Below are 20,134 nucleotides of genomic sequence, written 5' to 3'. Positions count from 1 at the left end.
GTGGCGCCGTGCACGACACTCCGGCCCGGGCGGCCCTGCGGCAGATGGGCTTCCTCCGCGAGGTCGACGGTCGCGCCTGGCTCGAGCTGAGCACCTCCGGTACAGCCGCAGCCCCTCGCACCGTGCGTCGCTCGCTCGCGTCGTGGGAGGAGAGCTTCGACCACGTCAGCCGCCTCACCGGGACGGTGGAGTCGGACCGGGTCCTCGTGCCGGCCCCACCGAGCGGTTCGATGTTCGCCTTCGCGCATGCGCACGCCGCCCACGTGGGCGCTGGAGTCGTGGCCCTGGCCCGCTGGAGCCTGCGCGATGCCGAGGAGGCCCTCGCGTCCTGCACGGTCGCCCACGTCACCCCTGCCATGCTCACCGGTCTCCTCGAGCGTGATCTCGGGGCGCTGCGCACGGTCGTGTGCGCCGGTGCGGCACTGCCCGACACCGTGCGGCAGCGTGCTCACGAGGCAGGCATCGAGGTCGTGGACTACTACGGCGCGGCCGAGCTCAGCTTCGTCGCGATGCGGGTCGGTGCCCGGTTGGACCCCTTCCCCGAGGTCGACGTCGACCTGCGTGATGGCGTCATCTGGGTTCGCAGTCCGTGGCTCGCTGACGGCTATGCGCCAGGGCAGTCGGGGCCGTTCACCCGCGACGCAGAGGGATGGGCAACCGTCGGCGATCGTGGGCGCGTCGACGACGACCTGGGACTCATCGTCCTCGGTCGGGGCGATGACACGGTGACCACGGGCGGTGCAACGGTGCTGTGCGCTGACGTCGAGACAGCCGTGCTGACCTTCCCGGCGGTGACCGCGGCCGTGGCGATTGGGACACCCCACGCTGCACTCGGTGAGCTGCTCGAAGTCGTGGTCACTGGGGTGCTCCCCCATGACATCGACGAACTGCGCTCTCACACAGCGGCACTCGTGTCGCGCACGCACATCCCGCGACGGTGGCACGCCTGGTCCGAACTCCCCCTGACGGCCGCCGGCAAGATCGACCGGGCCGAGGTTCGGCGCCGCCTCGTGACGGCTCGAACCACGGAGGCCGGGCAGTGATCGACGGGCGGACTCCTGTGATCGTCGCGGCCCGGCGGACGCCCATCGGCACGGCCGGGCTGGCCCTGCGAGACGTCGACGTGGTGGATCTGGCCGCTCCGGCCCTGCGCGCAACAGCCGACGACGCCCATCTCCTCGCACCGTCCCAGGTCGTCCTGGGCAACTGCATGGGGCCGGGAGGCAACGTCGCCCGGGTTGCGTCACTGGCCGCCGGGTTCGACGTGTCGACACCGGCGATGACCGTCGACCTGCAGTGCGGCAGCGGCCTGGCCGCCATCACGACAGCCTGCGCCCTGATCCGCTCAGGTTCCGCCGATACCGTCCTCGCCGGCGGTGCCGAAAGCGCCAGCACCGCACCCTGGCGCCACTGGCCACCCGCCGAAGGCGTTGAGCCACAACGCTATTCGCGAGCTCCGTTCGCTCCGGCCGAGATCGGCGACCCCGAGATGGGTGCAGCCGCCGACAACGTCGCCCGCCGCTGGGGCATCACCAGGGAACGACAGGACGCGTATGCCGTCCGCTCCCATTCCCGTGCCTCCGCGGCTCGCGCCGCCGGACTGTTCGACGACGAACTCGTGCCACTCCCCCAGCTGGCGACGGACCAGCGCGTGCGGGCCAACCTCACCACCGGCACGCTGAGCCGCCTGCCCGCGGCCTTCTCGCCCGAGGGCACCGTCACCGCTGGCAACGCGTGCGGGATCAACGACGGAGCGGCCGTGGTCGCGATGGTGACGGAGGCGCAGAGGCGGGCGGACGGCATACCCGGCTTGGCCTGTCTCGACTGGGCCACCGTCGGATCGGACCCCAACCTTCCGGGCGTCGGCCCGGTGCCGGCGGTGCGAACACTGTTGCACCGCAACAGTGTGACGCTCGACGACATTGGAGTCATCGAGATCAACGAGGCCTTCGCTGCTCAGGTGCTCGCGTGCTGCGACGAACTGGGGATCGACGAGGAACGCGTCTGCATCGACGGTGGCGCGCTCGCTCTCGGACACCCGTGGGGCGCGTCCGGTGCGGTGCTCGCGGTGCGCCTGTTCGGCCAGATGCTGCGTGCGGACGGTCCCGAGCTGGGCCTCGCAACGATCGCCGTCGGCGGCGGACAGGGTGTGGCGCTGCTCGTCCGACGTGTCGGGTGACCACGGTGAGTACGGTCGAGGCATGGAGTCCTCACCCCTCGACCACGACCGCCGCGAGACCCCGACCGAGCGCCTCGACCGCAACTGGGACGAGCTGCTCCAGGAACTCCGCGTCACTCAGACTGGGGTCCAACTGCTCGCCGGCTTCCTGCTGACGCTTCCCTTCCAGCGGCGGTTCGCGAGCATCACCGAGTCACAGCGCACCGCCTATCTCGTGGCGTTGGCATCGGCCATCGTCGCCACGACCCTGCTCGTTGCTCCGGTGAGTGCCCACCGCCTGATGTTTCGGCGCCACGCCAAGCACCAACTCGTGGGCTTCGCCGACCGGGCCGCACGGGTGGGCCTCGTGACCCTGTCGATCAGCATCGTCTCGGCGACGTACCTCATCTTCGACGTCGTCGTCGGCCGCGGAGCAGCGCTCACTGCTGCTGCCGCGGCCGTCGTCGTATTCGTCGTCAACTGGCTCGTGATCCCGCTGGTCGTGCGGTCACGGCTCCCGCGACTGGACTCCTGACTACTTCATCGTGCCTTGCGACAGGGAGCCCTGGAGTTGTCGCTGCGTGAAGATGTAGACCGCGAGGACCGGAGCGATCGTGATGACCACGGCGGCGAAGAGCTGACCGAAGTCCACGGCATACCCCGCTTGCGACGCGAAGCGCGCCATGCCCTGCGAGAGGACGTAGTTGTTCTCGTCGGTGTTGAGCGCCACGGGTAGGAGGAACTGGTTCCAGAGGCCGAGGAAGTTGAAGATCGCGATGGCGATGATTCCGGGCCTGGCCATCGGCAACATGACCTGCGCGAAGATGCGCCACTCCCCCGCGCCATCGAGCTCAGCCGCCTCTGCGATCTCCTCGGGCAGCGCCCGGAAGAACGGATAGAGGAAGAACACCGTGAAGGGGAACGCAAACGCCACATAAGTCGCGATGAGCCCCGGCAAGGTGTTGAGCAGCCCGAGGTTCTTGAGGACGAAGAACAGCGGCACGATGGCGAGGAACACTGGGAAGGTCAGGCCCGCAAGGATGAGGTAGTAGACGATGCCGCTGCCCGGGAAGGGATACCGCGCGAGGGAGTATGCCGCCGCGGAACCCAGGATCATCACGAGGACGAGCGACACCGTCACCACGATGACCGAGTTGAGCATGTAGCGACCGATGTTGGAGTCGGTCCACGCCTTGATGTAGTTGTCGAACGACCAGTGCTGCGGCAGGGCCAGCGGCGACTGGAAGATCTCGCCGGTGGTCTTCCAGGACGACAGGAAGACCCACAGGAGCGGCAGGACGACGATGATCGCCCAGATCGTCAGGACGATGTGGGCCACGATGGTGAACTTGCGATCGCCCTTGCCGAGGGGCGCGGGCTTGTCGCCCTGGCCACTGGTCACGGTGGTGCGCACGTCGGATGCGGTCGACATCAGCGGTCCTTCCCGCCGGTGAAGCGGTTGATGGTGAAGACGATGCCGGCGAAGCTCAGCGTGAGCAGCGCCAGGACGACGCCCATCGCGCTCGCCATGCCGAACTGGCCCTTCTTGAAGGCCGTGTTGAACAGGTCCTGGGTGATCGTCAACGTGGAGTTCTGCGGACCACCACTCGCGTTGAGGGCCGCCATGTAGACGAAGGCGTCGAGCGCGAGGATGCCGAGATAGATGTAGGCGGTCTGGATGGTGTCGCGCACCATGGGCAACGTGACCATCATCGTCATGCGCATCCGGCCGGCACCATCGACGCGTGCTGCGTCGTAGAGCTCGGCGGGAATGCCCTTGATGGCGGCGATGAACAGCACCATGTAGAACCCGACGAAGCCCCAGACGATGACGAACATCGTCACCGGCATCGCCGTCGAGACCTCGCCGAGCCACGCGAACGACTCGAACTTGTCGAGCCCGATTCCCGTCAGCACGGCGTTGATCAGACCGCTCGACGGGTCGAACATCTGGGCCCAGACGAGGCCGATGACGATCGCGGGAATCGTGTACGGGAAGAACGAGACGACGCGGTAGATCGACGACCGCGACAGCCCCTTGACCGTGCCGGTGCTCGAGCCACCGACGGTCACCATCGTCGCGAGGGCGAGGGCCAGGACGATCGTCACGAACGGCACGACCAGCGCGAGCAGCAGGTTGTTGCGCAGTGCCTTGAGGAAGATGTCGTCCTGCAGGAGCTTGGAGTAGTTCTCCAGGCCGATGAAGTCGAACGTGTCGGTGAACCCGCTCCAGTTGGTGAGCGAATAGATGAACGCCTGGACGAACGGCCACAGAACGAACACCGAGTAGAAGGCGAAGGGGAGTCCCAGCGTCACGAGAAGGAAGATCTTGCGCTGCAGCGGCATGCGCCTGCGGCGGACCTTCACCTTCTTGGCGCTCTTGGGAACGACGACTGCGGTCATGCGGGTCCTTGTCTGGAGTGCGCCGGGTCGGCAGGAGTGTGCCCGGCCCGGCAGAGGAACGCCGGGCCGGGCACAGGGGGTCAGCTGACCTCGACCTTCTTGACCGAGGAGTCGTTCGCGACCTTGTCCGTGATCTTCTGCAGCTCACTCGTGAGCTTGGCTGCGTCGATCTGACCCGAGAGGAACGCGTTCCACGGAACGAGCATGTCCTGGTTCATGCCGTAGTTGTCGATGAAGTTCCAGGTGAAGACGTCGGAACCCGCATCCTTGAGCATCTTGCCCTGCGCCTGGAGAGCAGTGGAGCCGAAGCCGTCCTCGGGCACGGTGTCCTTGACGATCGTCGGGGACAGCTTGGTCTTGGCGAAGTTCGTCGCCGCCTCCTTGGACAACATCACCCGGAGGAGCTCCTTGCCACCGGCAGCGCTCTTGGCCTTGGTCGGCACGATGAAGGGCTCGCCCGCGGCGGAGTGCAGTGCCGTGTAGGGAAGCTTCGATCCACCCGTGAGAGTCATCTCGGGTGCGCCGGTCATCTTGAAGTCAGCCTTGGTCTGCTTCTTCATCTCGTTCTCGATCCACGAGCCCGAGGGGTAGAGCAGTGCAGCCTCTTCGCTGGACCACTGGGCCTGGGCGGCGGTGAACTGCGTGCCACCACCACCGGGCTTCATGTAGCCGTTCTTGATGATCGTCTCGAGGGCCTTGAAGACACCCTGGACGGCCGCGTGCGACCAGCTGTCGGGCTTGAGGTTCTCCAGGCCGAGACGGACGTCGTCGCCACCCTCCTTGATGGCCGAGGAGATCGCCAGGGTCTGGTAGTACGTGGCCGCCTCCTTGCCCCAGAGCATGAGGAACTTGCCCTTGGCCTTGGCCTTGGCGCCGAGCTCGATGGCCTCGTCCCACGTCTTGGGCGCGGTCCAGCCGTTGGCCTCGAAGAGGGAGCCGGAATACCAGATCGCGTAGACCGTCTGCACGTAGTTGATGGCGACGAGCTTGCCGTTGATCGTGCCGGGGGCCTCGACACCGGGGTACAGGGTGTCCTTGATGACCGTGCCCTCGACGTTCTTCGCCTCGAAGACACTCTTGAGGTCCTCGAGCTGGTCCGCGATCGTGTTGAGACCGATCGCGTTCGCGCCCGAGTTGTCGATGAGGTCGGGCGGGTTGCCACCGACGAAGCGCGGCTGGAGCTCCTGCGCGATCTGGGTCGAGGGCTTGACCGTGAAGGTGCTGCCGGCGTGGTTCTTCTGCGCGAGGGTCGCGGCAAAGGTCACGTAGTCGAAGCCGTAGCCACCGTTGAAGATGACTGCCTCGACCGTGGCCTTGTCGGCGAGCCCGAACGGGTTGGTGTCGCTCTTGGCGCCCCCAGCTGCCGTGGCGGTGGGCTCGTCACTCCCGCCTCCCGTGGCGCATCCAGCGAGCGACAGTGCAGGAACTGCGAGCGCCCCCGCCGTGACCATCTGAAGGATCGTGCGCCGTTCTACCTGCTTACCTCGAGGGTTCATCCACTGCCTACTTCCAGTCGAGGGCGGGCGCTCAAGGCCCGTCGTTGGGCAACACATGGTGATGTGTCGTAATGGCCACATCGTGCTTTGCATGATCGTTTGTGTCAAGGATATTGACCAAACCACTCACAATCAATCACTCTGGGCGCGTGACAACCCCCCGAACGACGCATGCGCGCATCCGGCCCCTGACCCTCACGGGCACGCTACCGGGTCAACCGAGCGTGATGGCTGCAGTCGGGCCGGTGCGTCGAACCACGACCATGCGAGTCAGCGACGACGCGCCACCGGACATGGTGCGACGCATCCACCAGGGCCACCTCTCCTCCCCCTTGCCGTACGGCGTGTTGAGTGACTACGACCGCGCCGACCAGGAGGTGCAACTCCCGGCCCTCGAGCTCGACAACGGACTGGTCTGTGCCACGGTGCTCCCCTCCCTCGGCGGACGGGTCTGGTCCCTGACCGCGGAGGGCGGTGAGCGCGAGCTCGTCCACGTCAACCCGCGGCTGCGCTGGGCCAACTTCGGCCTCACCGACGCGTGGTTCGCCGGCGGCATCGAGTGGAACCTCGGCTCGACCGGCCACACCACCTTGAGCAACCAGCCCATGCACGCCGCGATCCTCGACACGGAACTCGGACCGGTCGTTCGTGTGTGGGAGTGGGAGCGAACCCGCGACCTCATCCTCCAGGTCGACGTGTGGCTCAGCGGCGCCCGCCTGATGGCATCCACCCGCGTCATCAACCCCGACCCCGAGCCCAAGCCCCTCTACTACTGGACCAACATCGCCGTGCCCGAGACTGCGGGCACTCGGGTGCTCACGCCAGCGGACTCGGCCTGGCGCACCGACTACACGGGCGTCCTCGAGCGCGTGGGCGTTCCCTTCCCGGACGGGTCGATCGACGTGAGCGTCGCCAGCGCCAGTCGCTACCCCGCCGACTACTTCTATGAGGTCGGCGAGCAGCAGGGCCGCTTGGTCTGCGCCGTCGAACCCGACGGCCGTGGCCTGGGGCAGACCTCCACCGAGGCCCTGCACGGCCGCAAGCTCTTCCTCTGGGGCCACGGACCGGGTGGCCAGCGCTGGCAGGACTGGCTGGGCGCGTCCGGCAGTCGCTATCTCGAGATCCAGGCCGGGGTGTGCACGACGCAGCTGGAGAGCGACCTCCTCGACGGGAACGCGAGCCGGTCGTGGACCGAGGCGTTCCTTCCGGTCGACCTCGAACCTTCCGTGGCGGGTTCCGACTACGACACAGCGGCGTATGCCGCCCAGCGGGCCATCCATGAAGCGGCACCTCCCGCGTGGCTTGCGGAACGACACGACGTGTGGCTGCGCGAGGTCGCCGACGTCGCGCCCGAACACCTGGTCCACACGGGCTCAGGGTGGGGCCGGGTCGAACTCGCCCTGCGCGGGGCAACCGCGCCCACGGGTACGCCGTTCTCCGAAGTCGACGACGAGAGCATGCCACTGCTCCGGTTCGTGCAGAACGCCGATTCCGCTGCACTGGAACGCATTTCGGTCGACCGGCCCATCCTGCCGGTCATCTCGGACCGGTGGTTGACCCAGTTGACCGCCGCGGCGACGGCCGACTCGGGAGCGGGGTGGTGGGTCCACTACGCCCTCGGCACCGCGCACCACGTGCGCGGCGACGACGAAGGTGCGCACACGGCATACCGGCGCAGCATTGAAGTGCACCGGACGGCAGTGGCACTGCGGGGACTGGCCCTGCTCACCGCCGACGCGACGGAGCGCGCCGACCTCTATCGACAGGCCCTCGCCCTGGCCCCGCAGGACCGGAGGCTGGCCGTCGAGCTGCTCACCGACCTGCTCCAGTCCGGTCGTGCCGACGAGGTCGCGAGCACGGTGGCGGCGCTCCCGGAGGCCGTACGCGCCCACGGCCGCACCCAGATGTTGCTCGCCGACGCACTGGCGACGACGGGTCAGGACGCGGCGGCGTTGAAGATCCTCGAGGAGATCGACGTGCCCGATCTCGCCGAGGGGGACCAGTCCCTGTCGCTGCTCTGGGAGCGCCTGCGCCCCGGTCAGCCCGTACCTCACCACCTCGACTTCCGCATGACCCCGACGACCTTCGGCGACACCTCCGGTCACACCTCCTGAACCGACGTGCAGATCGGCCCATCCGGATCGCCGTCGGCTCCGAATGTGAGGTGGGTCACTGCACGCGCGAGCATCCCGTTCGAGCCGCCTGGCCCAGCAGCCGAGCCGAACGTTTCGGCTGCGCCCGACCGGAGGAGAACCATGAAAGACACGAACAGACGGTCGTTCATCGTAGGAGCCGGAGGCACAGCCGCTGCTGCTGTGGTGACGTCGGCTGCATTGGCTGCCCCAGCGCAGGCCGCCTCCACGACCGAGACCGGCGGTGTCCCCGAGAAGCTGGTCGCCTGGGTCGACGATCCTCAGACCGGTCGACTGACGCTCATGCTCGGTGAGGACGAGGTCACGGTCCACAATCCCGACCTCGTCCGTCGGCTCACTCGCGCGGCTCGGGGCTGACGCCATGTCCTCCCACCGCGAAGCGCCCGAGGTCTCCAAGGACCCTGTCGCAGACAACACCGACGTCTACGCGTTCGTCAGTCCGGACGCGCCCGACACCGTGACCCTCGTCGCGAACTTCATCCCGTTCCAGAACCCCCAGGGAGGACCGAACTTCTACGAGTTCGGTGACGACGTCCTCTACGAGATCCACATCAGCAACAGGGGCGATGCCCGCGCGGACGTGACGTACCAGTTCCGGTTCACCACCACGGTCCGCAACGACAACACCTTCCTCTACAACACCGGGCCGATCAGCTCGATCTCGGACCCGGCCTGGAACAGGCCGCAGCACTACTCGGTCACCAGGCTGACGAGGGGTCGTCGGCGCAGCGTTCTGGCCAACAACCTGCCCTGCCCCCCGGTCAACATCGGACCACGCTCGACACCGGACTACGGCCGGTTCACCGAGCAGGCCGTCCAGTCCATCCAGGGTGGTCGCAAGGTGTTCGCAGGCCAACGCGGCGACGGCTTCCACGTCGACCTCGGCAGCATCTTCGACCTCGGGACGCTGCGCCCCTTCCAGATGGCTCACCTCATCCCGTCTGCGACAGCAGCCGGAGTCAACGGCACCCAGGGGCTCAACGTCCACAGCATTGCCCTGCAGGTGCCGATCCGCGACCTCACCCTCGGCGGCATCCGACCCACGGATGTCGCAGCCGCCACCTCCGTCATCGGTGTCTGGGCAACGGCGAGCCGACAGAAGTCCCGCATCTGGGACAGTCGTCGGGCCAAGCACGTGTTCCAGGGCCCGTGGAGTCAGGTGTCGCGCCTCGGCAACCCGCTCTTCAACGAGGTGATCACGCCCATGGCCCGCAAGGACGCGTGGAACACCGCGAGCCCGCATGAGGACTCCACCTTCGCGAAGTACGTCTCGAAGCCGGAGCTCGCCGGACTGCTGCCGGTCCTGTACCCCGGGGTCTTCCCCAAGCTCGCGGCCTACACCAAGCCTCGTGCGGACCTGCTCGCCATCCTCCTCACCGGGATTCCCTCCGGCGTGGTTCCGGGATTCCAGAACTACACCGGGCCCACGCAGGCGGACATGTTGCGTCTCAACGTGGCTGTCCCGCCGACCGCCGACCCGAATCCCATCGGGCTCGTCGCGGGCGACGCTGCCGGGTTCCCGAACGGGCGACGGATCATCGACGACGTCGTGGCCATCGAGCTGCGCGCCGTCGCCGGGGCGACGATTCCCCTCGTCGACCCGTCGTTCACGCCAGACGCGGCCACCGGTGGGCTGACCGACGGCACCACCAACACCAACCTGCCCTACCTGGACCACTTCCCCTACCTGGCCAACCCGGCGGGCGGCTACCAGAGCGCGCCCGGCGTCCCGGCCGCCTGAGCGGGTCGGAGGTCATCATGTCCAGTCCGGAGAACCCGTGGGCAGGCCAAGGTTCGGTCCTGCTCGACATCGGTGGAAGCGTGGGCGCCCTCATCGTCACGATGCCACCGGAGACCGAGGGTCTCGAAGTCGAGATTCGTTCCGTCGACGGCCATCACCACCACGGTGACGATGGCTCACACGACCACGGCCACCACCACCACCATCCGCATGTTGCCGTCGTGGCCCGACCGGGTCCATCCCAGCCGGTCCACACGTTGGTCTACCCCAGCCTGGAGGAGGGTCGCTACGACCTCGTGCCCATTCCGGGCGACAGGGTGGCACTCACCGCGACCGCTCGTGGCGGCGAGGTGACCTGGGTCGACTGGCCCACCGCGGGCTGAACCGACACGGCACACAAGGCACCACCCACGGACGACCCCTGGCTCCAGCGATTCGCGCAGGCCAGGGGTCGTCTGTCTTGGTGACTACGTGTCGGGACCCATCGAGCTCAGGTCCGGCGGGACGTCGACTGCATGCTCCCGCAGAGCCTCCAGCGGCACGACCTGCAGCACCGCCACGTTCGTGGCCGCCAGGACGACGTGCGCCGCTGCCCCTTCCCGATGGGCCCGCGCCCAGTTGTGGGCCGTGACGCACCAGCGGTCCCCCGGCACCAGCCCCGGGAACCCGTAGTGCGGCATCGGCGTCGACAGGTCATTGCCGATGCCTCGCTGGTGCTCCAGGAACTCGGCGGTCACCACCGCGCAGATGGTGTGGCTGCCCTGGTCCTCGGGCCCGGTGCTGCAGCAGCCGTCACGGAAGAACCCCGTCATGGGTGCCGTGCCGCACTCCTCCAGCTCGCCCCCGAGGACATTGCGCTCCGTCACGGGTCAGAAGCCGTTCGGGTCAGGCCGTCAGGGCGGTGAGCTCGAGCGCGACGCCGTCGGGGTCGCGGAACTCGAGGATCGCCATCTGCCCGAGGTCCTTGATCTCCTCGTGCGCGATGCCGAGCTCGTCGAGAGTTGCGGCGGCCGACGTCAGCGCATCCAACGACGCGACCGAGAAGGACACATGGTCCAGGCCGACGCGATCCTCGGAGAACGCGTCGGACGACGGGGCCACCGGCCGGAGTCCGAACAGCCCACCACCGACGTGATAGATGACTCCACCGAAGAGGAACCCGAGCTGTTCACGAGTCGCGTCGTCGGCACCGTCCGGCACCTCGTAGGCGACGTCCCAGCCGAACACCGACTCGTAGAACTCGCGTGAGCGGGCGATGTCGGTCACGGTCAGGCGGACATGGGAGAAACCGTCAACTGTCAGGGGCATCTGTTCACACTCACACACGCGCAGAGGCGGCACAACCACACACCCTTCGTGGAACGGCCATATTGGGTGCATGACCTCCACTGCTCCCAAGCCACCCGGACGCCATCCCGCCGCCGCCGCCATCGCCTTGCGACGCGCCGAGAGCCTGCAGCTCAAAGTGGCAGATGCGATCACGACCTTCGCGGGCTCGATGCCGTTCGTCTACCTGCACGCCGTCGCCTTCGGGCTGTGGATGGTGTTCGCCGAAAGCAGCCCATGGCCCACTCTGACCCTTGTCGTCTCCCTCGAGGCCATCTTCCTGTCGACGTTCGTCCTCATCGGACAGAACCGCCAGGCCGAGTTCCAGCAGGCCAAGGCCGATCACGACTTCATCGAGTCCGAACTGGAGCTCAAGACCAACACCGAGCTCACCCGTCAGATCCACCACCTCACGACCGAGTTGCACCGACGTGTCATCACCGAGGCCAAACCCGGCTGAGGCCGAGATGACGGGCCCTTGGTCCCTGTCGCCATCGGTGGCATCGAGGCACCGTGGAGTCACCAGCACAACGCGCTGGCTTCACCAAGGAGGCATTCGATGAGCACTTCAATCCGCACCCGGCACGATGCCGGCGCTGTCCGCACTCAGTCCACGAACCCTGTCGCCGCATCAGGGTCGACCAGCAACTCCGTCGTGCGTTGGTCAGGCGCAGCCGCCCGACTGGCCCTCGGCTGGGTCTTCCTCTGGGCCTTCCTCGACAAACTCTTCGCGCTCGGCTTCTCAACCGGGCGGGACGCCGAGACCGGTGTGGTGGACCGATTCGGCCCGGCCGCCTGGATCCATGACGGATCACCCACGCTGGGCTTCCTCAAGTTCGGCACCAAGGGTCCTCTCGCGGACTTCTACCAGAGCTTCGCCGGGGCATCCTGGGCCAACTGGGGCTTCATGGTTGGTCTCGCCGGTATCGGCATCGCGCTCATGCTCGGGATCGGGATGCGCATCGCCGCCGGATCCGGCGTGGCCATGCTCATCATGATGTGGAGCGCTGTCCTCCCTCCGGAGAACAACCCCTTCATGGACGACCACCTCGTCTACGCGATCGTGCTCGTGCTGCTCGCCGGCATCGGCGCCGGCCACACCTTCGGTCTCGGCGCTCGGTGGGAGCAGCTGCCGCTCGTCAAGAGGTACCCCATCCTCAAGTAGCCCGACCCCACAAGCGTCCCGGTGCCCGCGAGAGGGCACCGGGACGCTGTCGTGTGTCGCGAGGCCACGGCCCCTGACCGCTCCCCCGTCCCGGCGCTCCCCGGGGGCGGGACTTTTGACCCTGTGGAGAGCGCAGCGAGCGGCGGACCATGGGTTCATGGACACCAACCAGCCCCAGCCGACGCACGACACCGAGACCTCGCCCGCTGCGGACGACCTCAGCTCTGCGGACCGGTCCGGCATCCGGAGCCTGACTCCCCACGAGTCGTGGGAACTCGTCCGGGAAGGCGTCGTCGGTCGGCTCGCCGTCATCCACGACGACGCACCCGACATCTTCCCGGTGAACTACGTCGTCGACCACGGCACCGTCGTGGTCCGGACCGCTGGCGGCACGAAGCACTCGGCAGCGCGCAATCGGGTGGTCGCCTTCGAGGTGGACGGTTACGACCTCGACTCCGCCGAGGCCTGGAGCGTCGTCCTCAAGGGACGAGCAAGCGAGGTGTATGCCGTGGACGAGGCGATCGAGGTCATGACCCTGCCGCTCCTGCCCTGGGAACAGGGCAGCAAGCCGCACCTGCTGCGGCTCACGCCGGACTCGGTCACGGGGCGTCGCATCGCGGTCACTGGTGGAGTTCGCACCGGCTGACTTCGCCTCAATGGTGTGGCGCGTCTGGGAGCACCAACCGGCGGTGGCCAGGGCAGCCCGATGGGGCTGCTCGACGCAACCGTCGGGCAGCCCCAGGGGGTCAGACGGGTCAGACGAGGAGTTCGCGTCCCGCGATCGTGTGCGAGCGCAGCCCGATCCATACCTGCGCGTCAGGGTCGCCGACCAACCAGTCGCTCCCGTGCAGGTGCTCCAGTTCTGACACGAGCTCGTCGTCATCCACGACGGAGGCGGCACCGGTGACGGTGACGCTCCACCCTGCCGGTGCCGAGTCCGCGTGGGTCGAGTCGTCATGGCCGTCCACTTCAAAACCCATGGGCGAGTGGTCTGACGCGGCCTCGATCTTGGATCCTCCGGCGGTCCGGAAGTAGACCTCGGTGCCGCGGATGACGTGGTGGACCGGGAGGACGAGAACCTCACCGTCGCAGACGAATCCAACCCGCCCGATGGCCGACGACGCGAGCCTGGTCAGGCACTCATCGGTGGACATCACCCGCAGGTTGCTGTGGTCCGTCGGGCCGTCGACGCGCATGTCGGTCGCCTCAGTCCTCGGCGTGGACGACGGCCAGAGGGCACGGACGGTCCTGTTCGTGGAGCAGTTCCTGGCTCACGGAGCCGAGGAGCAGGCCAGCGAAACCTCCGTGTCCACGGCTTCCGACCACGATCAGCTGTGCGTCGCCGGCTTCGGCGAGCACGGCTGGCGCCGGGTACTGACGGTGAAGCACCTTGCGGACCGTGACGTCGGGGAACTTTTCGATCCACGGAGCCAGGGAGTCGTCCAGCACGGCACGCGCGCCGCTCTCGATCTTGGCGACCATGTCGTCGTTCATGTAGGCCACCATGAGGTGGCCGGGGACGTCGATCCACCAGGCGTGAACACACACGAGGGGTGCACCAACGGCTGAGGCCCGTTGAAAGGCGAATCCAAGAGCCGCACGTCCCGCGTCCGATCCGTCGACGGCCACGACGATCGGAGCCGTCGAGGAACCAGAGACCGGTCGGTCGACGACGACAACCGGGCACGAGGCATGGGCGACAACCTGCGTGGAGGTCGACCCCCAGAAGGCCTCTCCGACAGCCGTGTGCGGGTGGCGACCGACGACGACCAGGTCAGCATTGGCAGATGCATCGACCAACACAGCGGCAGGTGACCCCAGGGAGGAGTCCACGCTCACGCGCACTGCGGACGCGCGCTTGGCTGCGTAGTCCCGTGCTTCCTGGACGAGTTCGCCGGTGACTCCCTCCGGCCACGGTGGAGTTGCGCCCAGGCCCGGCGCAGCGGCATACATCACCCCGCGGGCCACGAGGAGGGAGATCGGAGCGTCGCGACGCTCGGCCTCCTGCTGGGCCCACTCAAAGGCAACATCGCCATCACTACTGCTGTCGTAGCCGACGACGACGGGTCGTGCGTGTTCGTTGGTGCTCATGGTTTTCTCCCAGCGGTCGAGTATCTGACCTCTCCACCTTGACCACCGAGTTGTTCGCCCCACAGGGCCATTGGTCCCTAGGAGTCGCGCGCGCTGTCGCGCACGGTGGAACCCACGACGCGACGCCCGGCGGCGTACTGGACGCCCACGCGCATGGCGCGCACCCCACGCTCACCTCGGAGGAGCACATGCCCACCACCTCTCTCCCCGCCGCATGATCACGTCGACCAGGGCGACGGTCACCGCCGCCATCCGGCGGGCAGCCCGTGGTTGCGATCGCCCACTTCGGGTGGTCGCGGGTGGCAATGCGGCCGTGCCGTGGGAACTGCTCCACCTGCTGGACGAGGCCGCCCCGCACTACGAGCTGTTCATGCTCAACGCACCCCGCGGCATACCCACTCGGTCGGGTGTCACGCACGTGACGCCGTTCGTCGGGCCGGGCATGCGCCACGGCGCCGTGTCGTACCTCCCCGCCCGCCTCTCGCACGTACCGACCCTCCTCGCCAGCAGGTTTGTCCCCGACGTCGTTCTCGTGTCGGTCTCAGAACGGCTCGGGGGGCGATGGTCGCTCGGCTGCGAGGTGAACATCCTTCCCGCAGCTCTTTCGGTATGCCGCGCGGCCGGCGGTCTGGTGATGGCCGAGTCCCGCGCCGATGTGCCCTTCACCTACGGCGACGGAGAGCTCGAGGGTGACGAGCTCGACGTGGTCCTGAGTACCTCCCCTTCGCCTGCTCCGTCACATCCTTCGACGCCGCCGGCGCCACCCTCGGAGGCCATCAGGCTCATCGGTGAACGGGTTGCCGCCCGCGTGGACTCGGGCGCCACCCTGCAGCTGGGTATCGGTGCCATCCCCGACGCGGTCGTCCCTCGACTCACCGAACTCCGACGTCTCGGGGTGTGGAGCGAGATGGTGGCGGATGGGATCCTCGACCTGGACGACGCGGGTGCCCTCGACCGCGATCGCCAGGTGGTCGCCTCCTTCGCTGCTGGCGGGCCACGTCTCATGTCCTGGCTCCACACCAACTCGCGAGTGCGCATGCGGCGCACGGAGATCGTCAACGATCCGGGTCGCATCGCGGCCCAACCGGCCATGACGAGCATCAACACAGCCCTGTCCGTCGACCTCTTCGACCAGGCCAACGGCAGCCACGTCGGATCTCGGGTCCATTCCGGCTTCGGGGGTCAGTGCGACTTCGTCGTGGGCGCGATGGACTCACCAGGAGGGCAGGCGCTCATGGCCCTGCGCGCGTGGCATCCCCGGGCTGACGTGTCGACGATCGTGGGCCTGCTCGAAGGTCCGGTGACGTCGTTCCAGCACACGGCCGTGGTCACCGAGAATGGCACGGCCGAGATCATGGGCTGGGACGCCAAGGCACAGGCCCGGCACCTCATCGAGCAGGCGGCCCACCCCAGTGTCCGGGCCGACCTCTGGGAGGACGCGGCCGAGCTCGGGCTGCGCTGACGGCAGGGCCAAGACGGTCGAGCAAGGGACCAAGGACCCTGTCGGCCCACGTCGTCACCTCGCAGGCTGGAACCACACCCACGCCGCGAAAGGGCGAACGACATGCTCATTGCCGAGCTCATGACCACGGCCGTGGAGAGCATCCACCCCGACGCTCCCCTGGAGGCCGCCATCGACGTGCTCGCGCGCGAGCGAGTCAGCGCCCTGCCCGTGGTCGACGAGGATCACCAGGTCGTGGGCATCATCACCGAAGGAGACATCCTGCGACTGCGCCTGCCCGAGGACCCGCGAGCGCACCTGCGTCCCACTCGGCCGATGCCGACCGTCGATCAGCGCGTCCGCGACGTGATGTCAGCCGAGCCCGAGTGCGCGACAGCACATCAGGACTCTTCCCACGTTGCCCTCACCCTGTCCCGCCGAGGGTGGAAGAGCATGCCGGTCGTCGACGACCACGGGGCGCTCGTCGGCATGGTGAGCAGGAGCGATTTCGTGCGTGCCCTGGCCCGGCCCGACACGACCATCGAGGCCGCCGTGCGCGATGCCTTTGCCGAGGCGGGGCATCCGGAATGGCGTGCCTCCGTGCACCACGGTCACGTCAGCGTGAGTCCACTCGCAGGTCGCCTGGGCGAAGCAGCGGTAGCCACGGCAGCAACCGTGACTGGTGTCCGCAGTGTGAAGCTCACCGAACGACACTGAGGGCTCAGGGTGCCGACCGAGGGGCTTGCTGTCCTTGGCTCGCGACATAGACCGCTGCCTGCGTCCGGCTCTCCAGGCCCATCTTGGCGAGCACGGACGTCACGTAGTTCTTCACGGTCTTCTCGGCCAGGGACATCGCCTGACCAATCTGGCGGTTGGTGAGGCCCTGGGCTATGTGTTCGAGGATGCGACGCTCCTGGGGCGACAGTGGCGCCAGGCGCGGGTCCTCGGCGTCCCGACCCCAACCCGTCCGAAGCCGCGCCACGACTCCTGCGTCAAGCAGGTTCTCTCCAGATGCCACCCGACGGATCGACGTGACGAGATCCGCTCCACGCACATCCTTGAGGAGGTAGCCAGCTGCTCCTGCCAACACGGCTGCACGCAGGGCGTCGTCGTCGTCATACGACGTGAGGATCAGACCCACAATGGTCGGGTCGACGGACCGGACGTCCCGGCACACATCGATGCCGGACCCGTCGGGGAGACGGGCGTCCAGCACCATGACATCGGGTCGCAGAGCCGGGATCCGGCGAGTTGCCTCGAGCGCGCTCGCGGACTCCCCGACGACGACGACGTCGTCCTCGACCTCAAGGAGTTCACGAAGCCCCCGACGGACCACTTCGTGGTCATCGAGCAGATAGACACGGACCATGCTGATCACACTCCTCATCAGAGACTAAGGCGTCGGGTCGTCACAGGTTTCCGCTGCGGACCACAGCCACAGGAATCTCAGCCTGGCGAAGCACGGCCCGACTCACCGACCCGAGCATCAGCCCGGCGAAACCACCTCGACCACGCGAGCCCACCACGAGGAGTCCGGACCGGGCCGACTGCGCGATGAGGGCTTCGACAGCCAGTCCCTGTCGGACCCGCTGAGTGGTGACCACGTCGGGGTACTTCTCGTGGACCAGCGAAACTGCGGCTCCCACAAGACGCCCGGCCGCTTCCAGCTCGATCGCAGCGACGGCTTCGTCGGGACGACCGTCGGCGTCGGTCAGCGCAGGCATCCAGGGCTCGGGCCTCGGCCGGGCCCAGGCAGAGAGGACAACGAGGTCGGCCCTGGCACGGTCGGCTGTGGCTGCGGCGAACAGGAGTGCCTCCTTCGATGAACCAGAACCGTCGACGCCCACCACGACGGGGCAGCCCGGCCCGAGCCGAGGGTAGGTCGGGAAAGGAACCACCACGACAGGGCAGCGCGCATGGGCTCCCACCGCGAAGGAAATCGACCCCAAACTGCTGGTCGGCCGAGTTGTCCGCCGGCCGACGACAACGACCGAAGCGCTAGCCGACTGCATGACGAGCTCGGCCGCAGGGTTGCCGATGGCGCCCTGACCGTGCGTCTTGAGCGATGGGTGCACCTCCCGAGCCCGGGTGGCGCCCCTGCGCGCCACGAGAGTGGCCCGGCCCAGGCGATCGGTGTTCTCGGCCAACACCGCATCCTCAGGTGTGCTCGCCAACTCGGGCACGCTCGCGGCATACACGACCTTGAGAGGAAGGCCGAAGGCCTCCGCGTGCGATGCCGCCCACCCCAGGGCGTTCGCGCCCTCGCGCGACTCGTCGTAGCCGACGACCACCGCCTCACCACACCTGGTGGACAGCGGATTCGCCCAGGGGCCACGCAGGGCGCGAACGTCGGTCATGACACGACCATGCCGCCCGCGGCGCAGGCCAGACAGGGCCTTTGGTCCTCAGGACTCCCGATCGACGCGCAGGGGGACGCTCCAGACGAGGAGGGTGCCCGACGGCTCGCGTGTCTCGAGGAGCAGCGTGCCCCCACGGCTCTCGGCGCGTCTCGCGAGGTTGTCCAGTCCCGACGAACGCTCGCGCTTCGGGTCGAGCCCGTGACCGTCGTCCGCGACGGTGACTGCGACCCGGGAGTTGATCTCGACGGCAACCTCGACAGTGGTGGCTCCCGCGTGTCTCGCGACGTTGCTCAGCCCTTCGCGCAGGACCGCGAGCACGTCCGCCTCGAGCTGCTCGGGCAGGTCGTTGGTCCGCCCCGACAGCCGCAGTTCTGGAGGGAACCCCAAGGTGACGGAAGCGTCGCGGCACACTGCGGTGATCTCGCTCGCCAGCTCCCTGGCTCCGGGAGGTCGGTGCAGGGCGAAGATCGTGTGGCGGATGTCCTTGATGGCTGCGTCGAGGTCGTCCACCGCCCTCTCCAGGCGTGGTCGGACGTTCTCGTTGCTCAGTCGGGCAGCTGACTGCAGGGACATTCCGGTCGCAAAGAGCCGCTGGATCACGTGGTCATGCATGTCGCGCGCGATGCGGTCGCGGTCCTCGTAGAGCTCGGCCCGAGCCCTCTCAGTCTGAGCGCTGGCGGCCACGAGCGACACGGTCAGTCGCTCGGCGAACGCACTCAGTTCGGGCAGGTGGCTGAGCCGCTGTTCGGCCTCCCAATCAACGACGATCAGGCCCAGCGGCGCCTCGCCGAGGACCAGCGGAACGGTGGACCTCGTGCCGATGGTGCCCGCTGTGTCGACGTGGAGGCTGCGGGCCTGCGCCAACATCGCCGCGCGAAGTGCGAGGTCCCCCACGGACGTGCCCACCTCAGGGCCCGCGTGTGTCGACGCGACGACCATGAGGTCCGTTCCTCGGGTGAGCGCAACGAAACAGGACGTCGCCTCCGTCAGCTCCACCACTCGGTGAGCGACCTCGGACAGAACCACGTCGTGGGCCTCGCCCGCCAGCAGCCCTTGGGTCGCCCGCCCAGCCACCTCCGACCAGAGCTGCTGTCCCCTGGTGCGGTCGTACAGCCGGGCGTTCTCGATCGCGACACCGGCCGCTGCAGCGAGGGCCACGAGGATCGCCTCATCGTCCTGGCTGAATTCCTTCGCCTGCCTCTTGTCGGTGAGATAGAGGTTGCCGAACACCTCGTCGCGGATGCGGACCGGCGCACCAAGGAAGCTGGTCATCGGCGGGTGGTTCGCCGGGAAGCCGTAGGACTTGGTGTGTTGACCGATGTCCGAAACCCGCTGCGGCTGTGGGCTCGTGATGATGAGGCCGAGAAGTCCGTGACCACGCGGCAACGGTCCGATGGCGGCACGTTCCTCGTCGCTCAGCCCATGCGTGACGAACTCGATGAGCTCCTCACCACTGGGTCCCAACACGCCCAGGGCACCGTAGGTCGCGTCCACCAGCTCGCACGCAGACACCACGATGCGGTGGAGGACGTCGGCAAGGTCGAGGTCGGAGCTGACCGCCACGACCGCGTCGAGCAACGACGCCATGCGCACCTGTGACTCGCGCGCACTACCGGCCCGGGCTCGCAGCTCCTCGAGCAGATCATCGAGCTGCAGCGAGGAGGCTGACCAGAGCGAAGCTGTGGCCGACTCTGCCGAGTCCTTGGGAATCTGGCCTCGCGAACGCTTGTCGGCCATGCGCTCAATGTATGCCGCTCACCCTCCGAGCGCACTCAAAGGACGTCAGAAACCCCGAACAGG

At 67.8% G+C, this 20,134-nt stretch carries 22 protein-coding genes; 12 read left to right on the top strand and 10 right to left on the bottom strand.

Annotation, left to right across the window (positions count from 1 at the left end):
* Positions 1-8 precede the first annotated feature (8 nt).
* Genes JNB_RS02195 through JNB_RS02185 form a run of 3 tightly spaced genes read left to right on the top strand, consistent with a single transcriptional unit; the run spans position 9 to position 2,693 of the window.
* Positions 9-1,043: a class I adenylate-forming enzyme family protein gene (locus JNB_RS02195; RefSeq protein WP_148232286.1), complete on the top strand. Its 1,035-nt coding sequence runs from the start codon at positions 9-11 to the stop codon at positions 1,041-1,043.
* The gene (locus tag JNB_RS02190) at positions 1,040-2,179 is read left to right on the top strand and encodes a thiolase family protein (protein ID WP_009774760.1); all 1,140 of its coding nucleotides are present in this window, start codon (positions 1,040-1,042) and stop codon (positions 2,177-2,179) included. Before JNB_RS02195 ends, JNB_RS02190 begins: the two co-directional genes overlap by 4 nt.
* Positions 2,180-2,201: 22 nt before the next feature.
* Positions 2,202-2,693, top strand: coding sequence for a DUF6328 family protein (locus JNB_RS02185; RefSeq protein WP_040884104.1), 492 nt, complete (start codon positions 2,202-2,204; stop codon positions 2,691-2,693).
* On the opposite strand, the gene JNB_RS02180 is transcribed toward JNB_RS02185, so the two are convergent.
* The 3 genes from JNB_RS02180 to ngcE form a co-directional block, all read right to left on the bottom strand.
* Positions 2,694-3,590: a carbohydrate ABC transporter permease gene (locus JNB_RS02180; RefSeq protein ID WP_009774758.1), complete on the bottom strand. Its 897-nt coding sequence runs from the start codon at positions 3,588-3,590 to the stop codon at positions 2,694-2,696.
* A complete protein-coding gene (locus JNB_RS02175) occupies positions 3,590-4,561 on the bottom strand; it encodes a carbohydrate ABC transporter permease (RefSeq protein ID WP_009774757.1) in 972 nt (323 codons plus the stop codon). The genes JNB_RS02180 and JNB_RS02175 overlap by 1 nt, the downstream gene beginning before the upstream one ends.
* An 80-nt stretch (positions 4,562-4,641) precedes the next feature.
* Positions 4,642-6,057 carry an N-acetylglucosamine/diacetylchitobiose ABC transporter substrate-binding protein gene (ngcE, locus tag JNB_RS02170; RefSeq protein ID WP_040883501.1) on the bottom strand — a complete coding sequence of 472 codons (1,416 nt, stop codon included), beginning with the start codon at positions 6,055-6,057 and terminating at the stop codon, positions 4,642-4,644.
* 149 nt (positions 6,058-6,206) lie between these two features.
* Between ngcE and JNB_RS02165 the strand changes: the two genes are divergently transcribed.
* From JNB_RS02165 to JNB_RS02145, 4 genes are all read left to right on the top strand, one after another.
* Positions 6,207-8,171 carry a DUF5107 domain-containing protein gene (locus tag JNB_RS02165; protein WP_148232285.1) on the top strand — a complete coding sequence of 655 codons (1,965 nt, stop codon included), beginning with the start codon at positions 6,207-6,209 and terminating at the stop codon, positions 8,169-8,171.
* A 141-nt stretch (positions 8,172-8,312) separates the two neighbouring features.
* On the top strand, positions 8,313-8,567 hold the full coding sequence (locus tag JNB_RS02155; RefSeq protein WP_148232284.1) for a hypothetical protein: 255 nt from the start codon (positions 8,313-8,315) through the stop codon (positions 8,565-8,567).
* Between the two features lie 4 nt (positions 8,568-8,571).
* Positions 8,572-9,951, top strand: coding sequence for a DUF4331 domain-containing protein (locus JNB_RS02150; protein WP_009774752.1), 1,380 nt, complete (start codon positions 8,572-8,574; stop codon positions 9,949-9,951).
* A gap of 17 nt (positions 9,952-9,968) precedes the next feature.
* Positions 9,969-10,334 carry a hypothetical protein gene (locus JNB_RS02145; RefSeq protein WP_009774751.1) on the top strand — a complete coding sequence of 122 codons (366 nt, stop codon included), beginning with the start codon at positions 9,969-9,971 and terminating at the stop codon, positions 10,332-10,334.
* A gap of 84 nt (positions 10,335-10,418) precedes the next feature.
* On the opposite strand, the gene JNB_RS02140 is transcribed toward JNB_RS02145, so the two are convergent.
* Positions 10,419-10,817 carry a DUF2237 family protein gene (locus tag JNB_RS02140; protein WP_009774750.1) on the bottom strand — a complete coding sequence of 133 codons (399 nt, stop codon included), beginning with the start codon at positions 10,815-10,817 and terminating at the stop codon, positions 10,419-10,421.
* 19 nt (positions 10,818-10,836) lie between these two features.
* Positions 10,837-11,259, bottom strand: a complete 423-nt coding sequence (locus JNB_RS02135) for a VOC family protein (RefSeq protein WP_009774749.1) — start codon at positions 11,257-11,259, stop codon at positions 10,837-10,839.
* A 70-nt stretch (positions 11,260-11,329) separates the two neighbouring features.
* Here JNB_RS02135 and JNB_RS02130 point away from each other — a divergent pair, with 70 nt between their 5' ends.
* The 3 genes from JNB_RS02130 to JNB_RS02120 all read left to right on the top strand — a co-directional run bounded on the left by JNB_RS02130 (position 11,330) and on the right by JNB_RS02120 (position 13,088).
* On the top strand, positions 11,330-11,737 hold the full coding sequence (locus tag JNB_RS02130) for a DUF1003 domain-containing protein (protein ID WP_009774748.1): 408 nt from the start codon (positions 11,330-11,332) through the stop codon (positions 11,735-11,737).
* Positions 11,738-11,836: 99 nt separating this feature from the next.
* Positions 11,837-12,442, top strand: a complete 606-nt coding sequence (locus JNB_RS02125) for a membrane protein (RefSeq protein WP_009774747.1) — start codon at positions 11,837-11,839, stop codon at positions 12,440-12,442.
* Positions 12,443-12,599: 157 nt separating this feature from the next.
* Positions 12,600-13,088 carry a pyridoxamine 5'-phosphate oxidase family protein gene (locus JNB_RS02120; protein WP_009774746.1) on the top strand — a complete coding sequence of 163 codons (489 nt, stop codon included), beginning with the start codon at positions 12,600-12,602 and terminating at the stop codon, positions 13,086-13,088.
* Between the two features lie 109 nt (positions 13,089-13,197).
* On the opposite strand, the gene JNB_RS02115 is transcribed toward JNB_RS02120, so the two are convergent.
* Both JNB_RS02115 and JNB_RS02110 read right to left on the bottom strand, forming a co-directional pair.
* Positions 13,198-13,638 (bottom strand): pyridoxamine 5'-phosphate oxidase family protein, encoded by a 441-nt coding sequence (locus tag JNB_RS02115; protein ID WP_009774745.1) that lies wholly within the window; start codon positions 13,636-13,638, stop codon positions 13,198-13,200.
* A gap of 10 nt (positions 13,639-13,648) precedes the next feature.
* Positions 13,649-14,533 carry a universal stress protein gene (locus tag JNB_RS02110; protein ID WP_009774744.1) on the bottom strand — a complete coding sequence of 295 codons (885 nt, stop codon included), beginning with the start codon at positions 14,531-14,533 and terminating at the stop codon, positions 13,649-13,651.
* Positions 14,534-14,747: 214 nt separating this feature from the next.
* Here JNB_RS02110 and JNB_RS02105 point away from each other — a divergent pair, with 214 nt between their 5' ends.
* The gene (locus JNB_RS02105) at positions 14,748-15,995 is read left to right on the top strand and encodes an acetyl-CoA hydrolase/transferase C-terminal domain-containing protein (protein ID WP_009774742.1); all 1,248 of its coding nucleotides are present in this window, start codon (positions 14,748-14,750) and stop codon (positions 15,993-15,995) included.
* Between the two features lie 102 nt (positions 15,996-16,097).
* Positions 16,098-16,691 (top strand): HPP family protein, encoded by a 594-nt coding sequence (locus tag JNB_RS02100; RefSeq protein ID WP_009774741.1) that lies wholly within the window; start codon positions 16,098-16,100, stop codon positions 16,689-16,691.
* 4 nt (positions 16,692-16,695) lie between these two features.
* Here the strand turns inward: JNB_RS02100 and JNB_RS02095 are convergent, their stop codons facing one another.
* The 3 genes from JNB_RS02095 to JNB_RS02085 are packed head-to-tail and all read right to left on the bottom strand — an operon-like array spanning position 16,696 to position 20,071.
* Entirely contained in the window at positions 16,696-17,343 is a 648-nt protein-coding gene (locus JNB_RS02095) for a response regulator transcription factor (RefSeq protein ID WP_040884098.1), read from the bottom strand.
* Between the two features lie 40 nt (positions 17,344-17,383).
* Complete coding sequence (locus tag JNB_RS02090) at positions 17,384-18,331, bottom strand: universal stress protein (RefSeq protein ID WP_009774739.1); 948 nt, start codon at positions 18,329-18,331, stop codon at positions 17,384-17,386.
* A 48-nt stretch (positions 18,332-18,379) separates the two neighbouring features.
* Complete coding sequence (locus tag JNB_RS02085) at positions 18,380-20,071, bottom strand: GAF domain-containing sensor histidine kinase (protein ID WP_009774738.1); 1,692 nt, start codon at positions 20,069-20,071, stop codon at positions 18,380-18,382.
* Positions 20,072-20,134: the final 63 nt, after the last annotated feature.

It is taken from the genome of Janibacter sp. HTCC2649, assembly GCF_000152705.1.
Lineage (GTDB): Bacteria > Actinomycetota > Actinomycetes > Actinomycetales > Dermatophilaceae > Knoellia.
The sequence above is the reverse complement of the archived record's forward strand: the minus strand, read 5'-3'. Positions and strand labels throughout refer to the sequence as shown.